Source organism: Streptomyces sp. NPDC087859, from assembly GCF_044742595.1.
Taxonomy (GTDB): domain Bacteria; phylum Actinomycetota; class Actinomycetes; order Streptomycetales; family Streptomycetaceae; genus Streptomyces; species Streptomyces canus_F.
This window is the reverse complement of record NZ_JBIUUU010000012.1, coordinates 228,770-241,597: the sequence shown is the minus strand read 5'-3', so window position 1 is coordinate 241,597 and position 12,828 is coordinate 228,770. Positions and strand designations below refer to the sequence as shown.

At 67.3% G+C, this 12,828-nt stretch carries 12 protein-coding genes and 1 pseudogene; 11 read left to right on the top strand and 2 right to left on the bottom strand.

Annotated features, from left to right (window positions below; all coding sequences use genetic code 11):
• Window positions 1-346 precede the first annotated feature (346 nt).
• The 3 genes and pseudogenes from ACIOHP_RS29560 to ACIOHP_RS29550 all read left to right on the top strand — a co-directional run bounded on the left by ACIOHP_RS29560 (window position 347) and on the right by ACIOHP_RS29550 (window position 4,997).
• Window positions 347-2,611 (top strand): tetratricopeptide repeat protein, encoded by a 2,265-nt coding sequence (locus tag ACIOHP_RS29560; RefSeq protein WP_401892184.1) that lies wholly within the window; start codon window positions 347-349, stop codon window positions 2,609-2,611.
• Between the two features lie 255 nt (window positions 2,612-2,866).
• A pseudogene (locus tag ACIOHP_RS29555) lies at window positions 2,867-3,139 on the top strand (alcohol dehydrogenase catalytic domain-containing protein); the annotation flags it as partial.
• Window positions 3,140-3,677: 538 nt separating this feature from the next.
• On the top strand, window positions 3,678-4,997 hold the full coding sequence (locus ACIOHP_RS29550; RefSeq protein ID WP_401892182.1) for a prenyltransferase/squalene oxidase repeat-containing protein: 1,320 nt from the start codon (window positions 3,678-3,680) through the stop codon (window positions 4,995-4,997).
• Window positions 4,998-5,212: 215 nt separating this feature from the next.
• On the opposite strand, the gene ACIOHP_RS29545 is transcribed toward ACIOHP_RS29550, so the two are convergent.
• Window positions 5,213-5,359 (bottom strand): hypothetical protein, encoded by a 147-nt coding sequence (locus tag ACIOHP_RS29545; protein WP_401892181.1) that lies wholly within the window; start codon window positions 5,357-5,359, stop codon window positions 5,213-5,215.
• A gap of 33 nt (window positions 5,360-5,392) precedes the next feature.
• Here ACIOHP_RS29545 and ACIOHP_RS29540 point away from each other — a divergent pair, with 33 nt between their 5' ends.
• Window positions 5,393-6,298: a class I SAM-dependent methyltransferase gene (locus ACIOHP_RS29540; protein ID WP_401892180.1), complete on the top strand. Its 906-nt coding sequence runs from the start codon at window positions 5,393-5,395 to the stop codon at window positions 6,296-6,298.
• Entirely contained in the window at window positions 6,295-7,176 is an 882-nt protein-coding gene (locus ACIOHP_RS29535; RefSeq protein ID WP_401892178.1) for an adenosine deaminase, read from the top strand. Before ACIOHP_RS29540 ends, ACIOHP_RS29535 begins: the two co-directional genes overlap by 4 nt.
• An 847-nt stretch (window positions 7,177-8,023) precedes the next feature.
• On the opposite strand, the gene ACIOHP_RS29530 is transcribed toward ACIOHP_RS29535, so the two are convergent.
• Window positions 8,024-8,164 (bottom strand): hypothetical protein, encoded by a 141-nt coding sequence (locus ACIOHP_RS29530; RefSeq protein ID WP_401892177.1) that lies wholly within the window; start codon window positions 8,162-8,164, stop codon window positions 8,024-8,026.
• 183 nt (window positions 8,165-8,347) lie between these two features.
• Here ACIOHP_RS29530 and ACIOHP_RS29525 point away from each other — a divergent pair, with 183 nt between their 5' ends.
• The 6 genes from ACIOHP_RS29525 to ACIOHP_RS29500 all read left to right on the top strand — a co-directional run bounded on the left by ACIOHP_RS29525 (window position 8,348) and on the right by ACIOHP_RS29500 (window position 12,253).
• On the top strand, window positions 8,348-9,214 hold the full coding sequence (locus tag ACIOHP_RS29525) for an alpha/beta fold hydrolase (protein WP_401892176.1): 867 nt from the start codon (window positions 8,348-8,350) through the stop codon (window positions 9,212-9,214).
• A gap of 30 nt (window positions 9,215-9,244) precedes the next feature.
• A complete protein-coding gene (locus ACIOHP_RS29520; RefSeq protein WP_401892174.1) occupies window positions 9,245-10,051 on the top strand; it encodes a strictosidine synthase in 807 nt (268 codons plus the stop codon).
• Between the two features lie 128 nt (window positions 10,052-10,179).
• Window positions 10,180-10,377, top strand: coding sequence for a toxin-antitoxin system HicB family antitoxin (locus ACIOHP_RS29515; protein WP_401892173.1), 198 nt, complete (start codon window positions 10,180-10,182; stop codon window positions 10,375-10,377).
• Between the two features lie 457 nt (window positions 10,378-10,834).
• Window positions 10,835-10,993 (top strand): hypothetical protein, encoded by a 159-nt coding sequence (locus tag ACIOHP_RS29510; protein WP_401892171.1) that lies wholly within the window; start codon window positions 10,835-10,837, stop codon window positions 10,991-10,993.
• Between the two features lie 18 nt (window positions 10,994-11,011).
• Entirely contained in the window at window positions 11,012-11,695 is a 684-nt protein-coding gene (locus ACIOHP_RS29505; RefSeq protein WP_401892169.1) for a helix-turn-helix domain-containing protein, read from the top strand.
• A gap of 117 nt (window positions 11,696-11,812) precedes the next feature.
• Window positions 11,813-12,253 carry a pyridoxamine 5'-phosphate oxidase family protein gene (locus ACIOHP_RS29500; RefSeq protein ID WP_361552145.1) on the top strand — a complete coding sequence of 147 codons (441 nt, stop codon included), beginning with the start codon at window positions 11,813-11,815 and terminating at the stop codon, window positions 12,251-12,253.
• Window positions 12,254-12,828 lie beyond the last annotated feature (575 nt).

Here is a 12,828-nt window from a genome sequence, read left to right as displayed (position 1 = left end):
GAGCAGACCATCGCCGGAGCCCTTCTTCCTCTGGTTGGCGGCCTGCTCCTTCCTGCGCCGGGATCACTGCCTTGGTGCCGCGTCTGCATAGGTCGGTCGGCTGGCGCGGGACGAGCAAGCCTTGTCCGGTCGGCGGCAGGGCGGGGGTGAGTAGCTCCGCGAGCTGATGAGCCGGGTGAGGACGGGGCAGCGTGACAGACGGCGACGGGGTCGGAACGACTCCGGGACTTCGAATCACGCCCAATGCGTTGCCCGCGCATCCACACTAGGGGGCACAGCCCGTTGGCTTCCCTGGCTATCAGCGAGGGTAGAAGAGGAATGTCATCCCAGCCCGAGGGAGTGGCTGATGGAGCAACGCGGAACGGGGGACCGCACGGCGCAGGGCGGTACCGGCTCCGGCGGTGACGGATTCGACTTCCGCCGCAGCACGTTTCATGGCCCGGTGACAGGGAAGATCGCTCACTACCATGAGCCATCCCGACCGGCGGCCGCGTGGCCGCATCAAGTCGGGGCAATCCCCGCACAGGCAGCGGGCTTCCAAGAGCGTGCTGAGACCGTCCTCCTCAACAGTGCCCTCATACTGCGGGGCGCAACCGGTGTCGCGTCTGCCACGCCGACAGCCGTCCTGGCCGGCTTAGGAGGGACGGGGAAGACTCAACTTGCTGCTCGCTACGCGCGGACGGTCTGGCAGAGCGGTGAGCTGGACGTGTTGGTGTGGGTGGCGGCAGCCGGAGCATCCGCCGTCATCTCTTCTTATGCGGCGGCGGCGACGGAGCTGCTGGGGAGCACATCCCCTGTCGATGCGGATCAGGCTGCCACCGCATTCCTGGCCTGGCTGGAGCCCAAGGCCGGCCAGCGCCCCTGCCGCTGGCTGGTCGTTCTCGTCGACGTGACCGACCCGGACCACCTTCGCGGCTTGTGGCCGCCCGCCAGCCCCACTGGCTTTACGCTCGTCACCACTCGCAGCCGTGAGCCCGCTCTGCTGGCCGACCGTCAGCTCATTCCGGTCGGAGTCTTCTCTCCCGCGGAATCGCTCGCGTACCTCAACGCTGTCCTCGCAACCCACGGCTTGGCCGAACCGCACGAAGAGGTCGCCGCTCTTGCGCATGACCTGGGACACCTGCCCCTGGCACTGTCCCAGGCCGCTGCCTATGTCGCCGAACTCTCCGACGTGGGAATGAACTGCGTCCGGTACCGTCGGCTCCTCTCGGACCGCGCCACCGCGTTGGACGACACCGCGCCCGCCCGCCGACCTGACGGACAACGGGAGGCTGTGGCCGCGACGTGGGCCCTGTCCATCGAACGAGCTGACGCGCTGCGGCCCGTGGGGCTGGCCCGCCCTCTGCTTCAACTCGCCTCGTTCCTGGACGGCAATGGTGTCCCGGATGCAGTTCTGGTCAGCGCACCGGCTCGGGCTTACGTCACGCGGCACCGGGGCACATCCCGCACGCCAGCGTCTTTTGACGAGGCTCAAGCCTCCACTTCGGGGGATGCAGTCGCTGGCCCGAGCGCAGCACCCTCCACGACTGACGGATTGCTCTCTGAGAGGGACGTCCTGACGTCGTTGAGTATCTTGCGTCGGCTGAGCCTGATGGACCGCCCCACCGACGCCGTGGCTGCCGAAGTCCGCGTACACCAGCTTGTCCAACGAGCCGTCCGTGACTCACTCACCGGTCCGCACCGCGATGACGCCGCCCGAGCGGCCGCAGACGCTCTGGCAGCCACCTGGCCGTATGTCGAGCGCGATACCTCCCTGGCCAGGCTTCTGCGCGACAACACGGCCGCTCTGGCTTCCTGCGCCGAGGACGGGATCTATCGACCGCGCGCCCATGCGGTGTTGTTCCGCGCTGGACGCAGCCTTGGCAAATGCGGCCAAGTCACCGCTGCCCGGGACTACCACCGTCGGCTCGTCACCAGCACGGCCAATCGGCTTGGCCGCGATCACCCGGACACCCTCACCGCCCGGTACGGTCTGGCCCGCTGGACAGGCCAGTGCGGGGACGCCGTCGGGGCAGCAGCCATCTTCTCCGAATTGCGGGACGACATGGAGCGTGTTCTGGGCGCCGACCATCCGGACACGCTGGGCGCGCGGCACAATCTTGCCTACTCATGGGGGCAGGCAGGTGATGTGGCCGGTGCGGCTGCCGCTTTCGCCGAACTCCTCGAAGACCGATCCCGAGTTCTTGGACCCGATCACCCGCACACCCTCGACACTCGGAGCAACCTTGCCCGGTGGCGGGGAGAGGCGGGGGACGCGCCCGGTGCGGCTGCCGCTTTCGCCAAGCTCCTCGGAGACCGGACCCGGGTTCTTGGACCTGATCACCCGCACACCCTCAGTACCCGAAACAGCCTTGCCCGGTGGCGAGGAGAGGCAGGTGATGTGGCTGGTGCGGCTGCCGCTTTCGCCGAACTCCTCGAAGACCGGATCCGGATACTGGGACCCTCCCACCCGCACACTCTCAGCACCCGAGCCAACCTTGCTTATGCGTGGGGGGCAGACGGGGGATGCGGCGAAGGCGGCAACGGCCTTTTCCGAACTCCTGGACGACATGGTCCAGGTGCTGGGCCCCGAGCATCCTTCCACTCTCATCACCCGGGAAACCCTGGCTGAGTGGCAAGGTGAAGCGGGAGATCCTGCCAGAGCCGTGGTCGCGTTGACCGAGGTGGTCGAGGACATGGCGCGGGTGCTGGGGGCCGACCATCCCCGCTGTGTCGCCAGCCGAAAGACTCTCGCCCATTGGCGCACACGAGAAGCGTCGGAGCCGAGGAGCGGGTTCCCCAGGCGGGGCTGGAAGAATTTGATGATCTTCGTGCTGCCCTTTGTCTGATACGGCGCTCGCCAACCAGGAGATCTGGCGGAGTTGGAATGAGCGCAGTGACCGAGGAGGCCGACCATGGCTCCGTCGGCCGGTGGCACGGTGTTCTTCGCCCGCTGACGCAACCTGAGAGCAGGGCTCCCATGGCCGCGTCCTCCTGCTACGTGGACTCCTTCATCTTGGCCGGGCACGGCTTGCATCGACCTGACAATCGCACTCGGCCACGAGTGCGTAGCCCAGGTCGTCGAGACCGGCGGCGCCGTGACCGCCGTCGCCCCGGCGACCTGGTCGTCGTCCCCTGGTCCATCAACTGCGGTACCTGTGCCGGTGCGCTGATCGCCGCCCGGATCTCCAGGGAGTCACCGCCGCCCTGCTCGTCCTCACGTGCTGGCGACCTTCCACCAGGTACTCGAAGGGGAGCGCAAGTCCCGGGCCGGGCATACGGGCTCTGAGGCCGAGTCCGGCGGGGGAGCGCAGCCGGGCGAGCTGTTCTTCGGTGACACTCGCTTCGCGCAGGAGGTGGAGGCGTTCACGATGGGCGGTTCCGTCAGCCCGCGCCCGTTGTCGGCCCGGGATGCACGACGACGATGAGCTGCCGCTGCATGCCGCTGTGTCTGCGTCAGGCCCATGAGCGCGGCTGCCTCTGATCATCTTGTCTTTGGTCCTGGGGGCACTGGCATCGCCGTACACCGATCGCCTGGGTGACCGTCGCTTTCGCGACCATGTCTCCGCGAGGGTGGCCGGAAGCTGTTCGGTCGGGGCCCTTTGAGGCCTGTCGACTGCAAAACGGCGAATCATGCCGCTGCCCGGTGGGCATCATGGCGGCACGAGAGCAGTTCCGCGGTGCTTCAGGGGGATGTCATGGCGCGGTCGACGGCCGATCTGGACGGGTTTGCGTTAACTGAATCGATCGACCGTGCTCATACTTGTCTGCGGCGGAATTTCCGGTCTGATTCCGGGGCGGCGGGTTGGTACCACTATCTGGACGATCCCCTTCCAGGTGTCACTGCATCCGCTGTCGGCCTGTTCACCTTCAGTGTTCCAGGGGTTGTCTTCGAGAGGACTCCTGAGGTGCTGGACTATTTGATCGGTCAGCAGACCAGTTCGGGAAATCCGCAAAGCGGTGGCTGGTCTGTGCGAACGACAAATGGATTCCCCATACTCGAGGCCACAGCGTGGGTGGTTCGTGCGTTGAGTAGGCCGGACGTGGGCTTACTCAGTGGTGGTGCGAGTTTGCGGCGCGGTGCCGAGTGGATCAGGGAGAACCAGAACGTCGACTCCGGCTGGGGGTCGTATGCCGGACAGCCTTCGCGTGTGTTTCACACCGCCCTCGCTGTCCTGGCCCTCGACGAGTGCGGCGGGGACCGGGCTGCGCTGGCCCAGGCGCAGCGTTGGCTCATCGATGCCCAGAACCCCGAGGTGCCCGCCTGGGGCCCGCTGGCCGGCGCTGAGCCCACCCTGGTCCACACGAGTTGGGCTCTCATGGCTCTGACCCGTATTCCGGGCGCGCTGAGCGTCAACACCATCCGTCGCACTACGGAGTGGTTGCTGGAGGGACTCAGGCCTGGGACCCATGTCGAACGGAGCACCACGGTGGAGGAGTACGACGTGCCGTTCGTCCAGGCAGGCGCGACCGTCGTCTTCCAGAACTCGCTGCCGCACTTCGCGGGGCCCCTCGCTCTCAGTGCCCTGCTGTCGGCGGGTGTGGTCGATCCGCTTCAGCCGAAAGTGTTCGAAGCGCTTCAGGGAATATTGGATACGCAGCAGGAAAGCGGAGTGTGGGAACTTCCACGCAGCCCGACCCGGCCGTCCATATGGGCTGTCTGGCCATTTGTCAACGCGCTGACGCTGGCCAGGTCGACCATCCTTACGACGCCGCACAGTCGGGCGTCGCTTCTGTTTCCCGGTTGTGTGATCTTGCAGAACGAGGACGTGGGACGGCGCTTCTCGCGAGGTCTGCTGGTGCGGAGCATTCTGCGGGACTGGCTCCGGACGAAACGGCTCACTGCGATACTGTGGTTGGTTTCCGTCGTGGCCACAGGTATCCCGCTGGGACTGTTGATCAGCGGGAGCCTGTCCGTATCGGAATTCCTGATGTCGCTCGTAGTTCCCCTATTACTTATGCTTTTCGACTATCTGTGGCAACGGCGGAGCGCCTCTGGAGGAAGGGTGGGGCCGTGAGGAGGAGGGATGCCGACGGCCCCTGCGAGCTCTGCGACGAGGTGCGTTGGAGCGGGGGCGCGGCGACCGGGGACCCGCGCCTGCCGGGATTGCAGGAGGTCTTCTCCCGGCTCGTGCTGCGCACCCGGGCCGCTGACGTCCTGTCCGGGTTAGGCTGCGTGGCGCCTGGTTACGCACTGGTGGTGCCCCACCATCACGTTCTGAGCGTGGGCGAGTTACCCCGTGGTGAACGCGCCCACGTGTTCCGCACCGCGTGGCGAGCCGCGGAGCTGATACGTCGTGCGTTCGGCGGGGCGGTGGTCCTGGTAGAGCACGGTTCCTCCGGGGCGCGCAGCGGAGGAGGCGGTTCGTGTGTCACCCATGCGCATCTCCACTTGTTCCCGCTGGAGCCGGGCATGGACCCCAAGTCGTTCGTCGCTCCGGGAAGTCGGCGCATCACCATATCGGCGGGACTGGCGGCCGCGGCCGCGCGGCACAGCAACTACTACTACTGCTCCTGGAAACAGGACGAGGGCCATCTCTTGATCGATCCGAAATTGCCTTCGCAGTACGCGCGACGCGTGTGGGCCGGCCTGCTCAACGAACCCGACCTGTGGGACTGGGCAGCATTCCCTTTCCTGGGGAATGCCCGTTGGACCACCGCGGCCTTACGGAACGCGCAGCAGTCGCGACCTCTCGGCCCCATGGAGGAAACGGTGCTGGCATACGACAGCGCGGCCGAGTCCTACGCCCGTCGGACGGCGTCGTTCGCACCGGGCTCTGCCCTCCCCGGCGAGATCGACGAACTGGCTGGGGCGGTCGAGGGGCTCGTGCTGGATGCCGGGGCGGGTGCCGGGCGCGACGCTCTGAGGTTCGCGCAGCGGGGGAAACATGTGCTGGCACTGGACGCCAGTCTGTCACTGCTGTCCCATGCGCCGGCCCACGACCGGACCCTGCCAGTCCTGGGCGACGTGCGGAGCCTGCCGCTTCCCGCGCGATGTGTGGCGGCGGTCTGGTGTTCGGCCGTGCTACTGCACCTGCCGTCGGCGGAACTGCTCCGGTCCCTGCAGGAGTTCCACCGTGTGCTGCGGCCCGGGGGAATGGCACAGATCTCGGTCAAGGATGGGGAGGGGCACATCGCGCTGCCGATGGCCGGAGACGGCTCGCCCAGACGACACTTCTATTTCTACCGGGCGGACCGTCTGCGGAGCCTGGCGGAGAAGAGTGGCTTTGAGGTGCTCAGAACCTGGTCGGAGGACGAGTTGGACTCCTCCTCGGACATCCAGCGCTGGATCAAGGCGTTACTGAGGAAGCCGACGTGATACCGCATCTGCACCTGCATCTGGAACCGGAAGAGCGCAAGCGCCGCTCGATGGGTCTACCGGCTCGGCGGCCCAGTTCCGGTGAGGCGTTCTTCAACGCCCACCGGGTGGACACGCCCGACCGGATCCAGGTCAGCGGTCACGATCTCGGACAGTTCCTGCAAGACGTGCATGCCGAGCAAAGCGCCCAGGGTGTCGACTACGTCGAACTGCGCGTGTCGCCCAGGCGTTTCCTCACTGACGGGCTCTCACTGGAAGACTTTCTCGCCGTCACGCACCGAGTTCTCGGCGACGTACGCGACCCGTATGTACGAGCCGTTCTGCTGGTGAACCGTGACTGCCCTGACGCGACGCTGGAACAGTGCGTCGGCGCGTTGGCTCGTCTGCCCTCCACCTTCGTCGGGGTCGATCTGGCCGGCGACGAAAGGAGGCATCCGGACGTCGATCGCTTCGAGGCGTTCTGCTCGGCGGCGCGTGCGGTCGGACGTGGGGTGACTGTCCACGCCGGAGAATTCGGCTCCGATCGGCACATCTGGGCAGCAGTGGACCGACTGGGGGCGCAGCGCATAGGTCATGGCATCGCCGCCGCGTCGAGCAAGGCACTGGTGGACCGGCTGGCGCGGGACGAAATCCACGTCGAAGTATCGCTGACCTCCAACGAAGCGCTGGGCGCAGTACGGCACATCGATCAGCATCCCGTACGGACGCTGATCGAACGCGGTGTGCCCGTCTCCTTCAACGCCGACGTACCGCTCCACACGGGGCGGTCATTCCCGGCAGAGATCTCCACAGCCGCTGCGTTGCTCGATTGCACGATCCGTGAAGTCCTTGCCCTGCAGAAGCGAGCGCTTCCCTTCTGCTTCGTCAGGTTCCCCTGACTGACCGCTTGGCCTGGTGATGCGTGTCCGGTCCGGTTCAGCAGGCGGGTCGGGTCGGCGGTCAGCAGTTGGTGACCGGTCGTCGGGACGGTGTCGTTGCCGGTGCGCCCGGTTGATGACGACACTCTTCCAACGCCCGCCTCACTGTGTGCGTCGAGAGTTTCGCCCGCGGTGCGGCGGTCGTGTCCTGGTTTCAGGCCTCCGTCGGCCGAGCGGGGTGTACGGCGGTTGTTGCCAAAGGCCGGTCACAGCCGGAAGCAGGGTGACGTCGTCGTGGCCCTCGGCGTCCGGCAGCAGGGAGACGAGCACGTGGTCGGCTGGCCTCTGGGTGAAAAGGCGAGATGGCCCGCGCGGGCGCGTTCCCGCAGGTCTGCCCGGCAAGCGGCCGCCGATGCTCGCAACGATGTCGCGGGCACTGTCATTAACGGAGGCACAGGAGTGCGTGGCCTTCAGCCCGGAGACGGGTCTGGTCAGCATGGAGGAGGCGGGGTCGCGGCCGCTGATGACGCCCACGACATGGCATGCGCGGGTAGTGCGGGGGAGGGGGCAGCCCGGGCAGAAGGTTCCTACGCTGAAGGCATCGGCAGGGGCCGGTTCGAGCCCGCCAAGCGCCTCGGTGCCACGACCGTCGACTGCTCGAGCACGGGCTTCGTGAGCGAGGTCGAGGGTCGGCAAGGTGATCGACCACTGCGACCAGGCCTTCGCGCGTCACCTGGATGGCCACGACCGGGTGCCGGACAACCTCGGCGGGGACAAAGTGGAGCAGCACCTATGGGTGCTCAAGCCCGCCGGTAAAGCCATCGTGATCGCTGGTCCCCTCCACCCGTGTCAGCCCGCGGTGCCGGCCTCAACCGCTGATGCCCCGGTCGTCGCCGGTCTCAGCGGCAAGATCCGCAAGCACGCGAAGAAGCACGGCGAGATGTACGAGTTCCTGTTCATGCACGCCAGCGGCGATCAGTTTCGCCAGGTCACAGCCTGCGTCGGCCACGGCGCGGGGTGTCCGACCGGGAGACGGTGTCCGGTTTCGGGCAGGGCCCGGAGACGTGGCAGTCCCTGTACCAGGGTGGCGTTCGCGGCAAAAGCGGGGCGTCACAGGCGGCTACCGGCCCCGCCACGACCGCGACGGACGGAGCACACCGCACCGGCGCAGAGGAAGCAAGGAGAAGCCATCGTGAGCCCCAACGCCACTTCGAACGACCCCGTGATCACCTCCTACGCGAAGGCCCCGGCCCGCACCATCACCGCCGGCGGCGTCACCTACGCCTACCGCGAGCTGGGGCCCCGGGGCGGCATCCCCGTCGTCTTCTTCGTCCACCTCGCCGCGACCCTGGACAACTGGGATCCGCGCATCATCGATACCATCGCCAAGGGCCGTCACGTCATCACCTTCGACAACCGCGGTGTCGGAGCCTCCACCGGCCAGGTGCCGGACAGCATCGAGGCGATGGCCGACGACGCCTACGCCTTCATCTCGGCGCTCGGGTTCGACAGGATCGACATCTTCTCCTTCTCCCTCGGCGGCTTCATCGCCCAGGCCCTGGTGGTCAAGCACCCCGAACTCGTCCGCAAACTCGTCCTCACCGGCACCGGACCCAAGGGCGGCAAGGACATCGACAAGGTTGCCCGCACCACGTACTGGGACATCCTGCGTGCCACCTTGACCCGGTCGGACCCCAAGGAGTTCCTGTTCTTCAACCGCAACGCGACCGGCAAGACCGCCGCGCGCGCGTTCGTCAACCGGCTCAAGGAGCGCACCGCCGACCGCGACGCGAAGATCAAGACCAAGGCGTTCCGGACGCAGCTGAAGGCGATCAAGAAGTGGGGACGTTCCACCCCCGACGACTTGTCGAAGATCACTCAGCCCACGCTGATCGCCAACGGCGACAACGACCGCATGGTCCCCTCCAATCTTTCCGGGGAACTGCACCGGCGCATCAAGGACAGCGAGCTGATCATCTACCCCGACTCCGGGCACGGCGCCATCTTTCAGTACTACGAGGAGTTCACCCCGGTCGCGGTCGAATTCCTCGCCCGATAGCCGCCTGACCAGGAAGAGAAGGGCAACACCATGATCATGCAACCGGCCGTCGTGCAACTGGACGTGAAGAAGCACTTCACCTCCTCGATCCTGTTGTGGGTGCGCACCGACCAGCCCCGCCAGACCGGCATGGACTACTGGAAGGGCCCGCACTCAGGGATCATCTCCGCCACTCCGGGCCTGGAGGAGTACCGCCAGATCCACCTCGCCGAGCACAACCCGGGCCGGTGGCCGGCGACCGGCGGAGTGGAGACCTCGATCCCCGTCGACCGGAAGATCGACGGCGTCGCGGAAGTCACCTTCCGATCGGTGCTCGCGCCCTTGCAGGGGCGCAAGCAGACGAAGCTGGCCTACGCCGACGAGATCAACGTGTTCCGCCGCACCCTTCTCTACGCCGGCCCGCCGAACTCATCGCGCTGGTACGACGTCGCCGGACCGGAAGAGAGGGTCGGTGCCCGCGTCCTGGTCTACCTGCGCCGCAGAGACGGGACCGGCGCGGGTGGGTTCCGGAAGTTCGTCAACAAGCAGCTCGCCCCCGCACTCGCCGCCACTGGAGTGCTGAAGGAACTGCGCACACAGACGTTCCTGCCCTGGATCCAAAAGCTCTGGGACACCCCGAACGTCGCCCACGACAACCCCCGCGACCAGCGCTTCCACGCCTCCCTCATCCTCGGGTTCGCCGACACCGCAGCCCGGGACGCCTTCTTCAGCGGCAACGTGATCCGGGGCCTGTTCGACCAGCTGGCACCGCTGGTCTCCGCCATCCACGCCTACGACGTCACCGCCGCCCTCACCTATGTCAAGAACGGTGGCATCCTTCCGCACTACGAGGAGTGAGTGGCGGTGGCTGGAGCAGGACGGTTCTCATACCGGTGCAGCGTCGAACCTGGAGTACCGGACCCCCTCCCATGCCCCGATTCATGCCACCACTTTTCGCCACCAATACTCGGTAGCTACCTGGGGCCATGACCGTAGACATGACCCTGCGTATCCCGGAGGAACTCGCGCCCTCGGTCCGGGCCGGTGCCGAGGCGGCCGGGGTGAGTCTCAACGCCTACGTGGTGCGCGCCGCCCGCCGCCAGGCCACCCTCGACGCCGCGCGCCAACTGGCAGCGCTCGGCCTCGGCGACGACCTGGCGGGCGAAGGCGACGCCCTGCGGTGAGGCGCGGTGAGCTCTGGACCCTGGCCGACGGCCGCGACGTTCTGATCGTTTCCCTGGCCGGACTGGAGGAGGCCTACGGCGCGGTGCTCGCGATCGTCTTGCACCCCGCGGGCCGCTACCCGGACACCGCCATCTCCATCGTGGTGGGCGACCCGCCGCGGCACCGTCCCCGCCGAGACCATGGCCCGCGTCGACCAGGCGCCGCGCGCCGTCCTCGACTTGTAGCCACGCCCCACGGCATGGGCAGGCCGGTCGCGATCAGGTACTGAACGACTCCTGGATCGACCAGGTTCCGTGGTCCTCAGCTCGTAATGGCCCCGTCTGGCAGCGAGATGAGGGCCGACAGGCCCAAGCGGTGTCCAATGTGTCCGGACAAGATGGACCTGCGGGCAATACCGGCGGGCGCCGAGGCCTGGCTCCGACGGAGGAGAGCTGGGCAGATGAGGATGGCCATCCATTGCTCTCCTTCCCCGTCCGTCAGGGCGACGTGGCCGAGATGCGTCTCGCCTGCCTGGGGGAGGCGTACAACGACTTCACCCAGGCCGCCGAGACCGGCGCGCCCAAGGGCGTACTGGGTGGGCAGCAGTATGAGGTCGTCCCTGTCCAGGCGGCCTGACGAGAGGAGGTGAGGGTCATGGTCGAACAGACACCCTCGAATGCGGTGAAAGCGGCGGAGGGGTTGCCGCGCGGTGACCTGGGGCGCCGCGTCGCTGGGCGGCGCGCGCAACTCGGGCTCACTCGTGGGGAGACGGCGTCTCGGGCAGGTATGGCGCCCGACTACCTCCGGCACTTGGAGGAGCACCCGGACGCCGCACCGGACGCAGGCGCCCTCCGCAGGTTGGCCGGAGCCCTGGAAACCACGGTGTCGGAGCTCACCGGCGGGAACGTCGAGCTGCCGCCCGGCGGTGGTCAAGCCGCTCGCCAGCCCAAGTTCACCGAACTGAGCACAGCTGAGTGCTGGGAGCTGCTCTCGACGCACGGGGTGGGACGACTCGGGGTGCCGGCCGACTCGGGACCGGTCATCGTCCCCGTCAACTACAGCGTCATCGACGCCGCGATCGTCTTCAGGACCACTTCCGGCGCGACACCGTCCCAGGCATCCGAGTCCATGACCGCCTTCGAAGTCGATCGCATCGACGATGCCTTCAGCCAGGGCTGGAGCGTCCTGGTTCGTGGCCACGCCCAAGTCGTGATCGACCCCGAAGCCGTACGCCACCTGGAGAAGCGGGCGTACAGCACGCCCTGGGCGGGAGGGCGGCGCGATCTGTGGGTGCGCATCGCCCCTCAGGAGATCACCGGGCGCCGGATCACGGTCTGACGGGGCCGTTCTCCGGTATGGCCGGGACTGATGGCCGCTCATCCTCATCCCTGGCCCGGCGGAGGATGGGAGTCACACGCTCAATACCGCTGTTTCAGGCGAAAGACGGACTGGTTGATGTACCCCAATGACGGTTTCCGTGAACTCGAGCGGCAGGAGTGCCTGCGCCTGATGGCGAAGGTGCCCGTCGGCCGTATCGTCCACACACGTCATGCCCTGCCCGCGGTGCTGCCGGTCAACTTCGGTCTGGACAGCGATGGCGCAGTGCTGCTGCGCACTTCGGCGGCTTCAGAACTCGTGCACGCGATCGACGGCACGGTGGTCGCCTTCGAGGTCGACCAGGTTGATGCGTCGACGCGCTCTGGCTGGAGCGTAGTCGTCACAGGGGAGGCGACGGTGGTGACCGACCCCGCTGAACACGCGCGGCTGACCCGGACCGGCCCGCGCTCGTGGGCGCCCTGGCCGGATGAGGTCTTCGTCCGTATCGAACCAGAGCTGGTCACCGGGCGTGAGCTCATTGGGGGCCACACCACGCATGGTGTGGATCTGCCGACCTGAGCATCAGGCACCGGCGCCGATGCCACACGCGTCGCGTCCGGTCCCTATCCGGTGGTTGGGGCCGGACTTGGCTGCGGGCCAGCCGCACGACCCTGGTCATACGTCTCACTCCTCGTGTTCCGTGTCGTAGGTGGGCTGTCGCTGTAGTGGTGGTGTCACGCCGCTTTCACGAGCGGCAGCCGGGCTCGGAGGGCCGTTCGCAGGGATGGCGTGGCGGAGGTCCTCGGCGAGCGGGCGGGCGAGGCAGGGTCGGGTGTACGCGGTGACGACGAGATGGGTCCAGCCGTTCGAGGCTTGGCTGCGCCGCTCCGGTCGTTGACCTGCGTGGCGGCCGATGCCGTCCTTCGCGTGGTCCACGGCTACATCGGTGGAGGCAGTTCCAACCGGGCAGACACGGCAGAGGCTGACGGACACGCTGCGCCCGTTGTGCGAGAAGTTCCCCGATGCCGAGGTTGTTTACGAGGACGTGATCGGGCAGGCGGGCCCGCACCTGGTGGACGCTTGCCGTGATGCATCGTCGCTCGCAGGCGCCGTAGCGCGAAACGGCACAGGTGCGTCCGCCCCGGCCCAGAGGC

What these genes read in the sequence shown, in the direction of transcription:
- ACIOHP_RS29560 (WP_401892184.1), top strand. Translation starts at nt 347, where the DNA reads ATGGAGCAACGCGGAACGGGGGACCGCACGGCGCAGGGCGGTACCGGC.
- ACIOHP_RS29550 (WP_401892182.1), top strand. Translation starts at nt 3,678, where the DNA reads ATGGCGCGGTCGACGGCCGATCTGGACGGGTTTGCGTTAACTGAATCG.
- ACIOHP_RS29545 (WP_401892181.1), bottom strand. Translation starts at nt 5,359, where the DNA reads ATGGGTGACACACGAACCGCCTCCTCCGCTGCGCGCCCCGGAGGAACC.
- ACIOHP_RS29540 (WP_401892180.1), top strand. Translation starts at nt 5,393, where the DNA reads ATGGACCCCAAGTCGTTCGTCGCTCCGGGAAGTCGGCGCATCACCATA.
- ACIOHP_RS29520 (WP_401892174.1), top strand. Translation starts at nt 9,245, where the DNA reads ATGATCATGCAACCGGCCGTCGTGCAACTGGACGTGAAGAAGCACTTC.
- ACIOHP_RS29515 (WP_401892173.1), top strand. Translation starts at nt 10,180, where the DNA reads ATGACCGTAGACATGACCCTGCGTATCCCGGAGGAACTCGCGCCCTCG.
- ACIOHP_RS29505 (WP_401892169.1), top strand. Translation starts at nt 11,012, where the DNA reads ATGGTCGAACAGACACCCTCGAATGCGGTGAAAGCGGCGGAGGGGTTG.
- ACIOHP_RS29500 (WP_361552145.1), top strand. Translation starts at nt 11,813, where the DNA reads ATGTACCCCAATGACGGTTTCCGTGAACTCGAGCGGCAGGAGTGCCTG.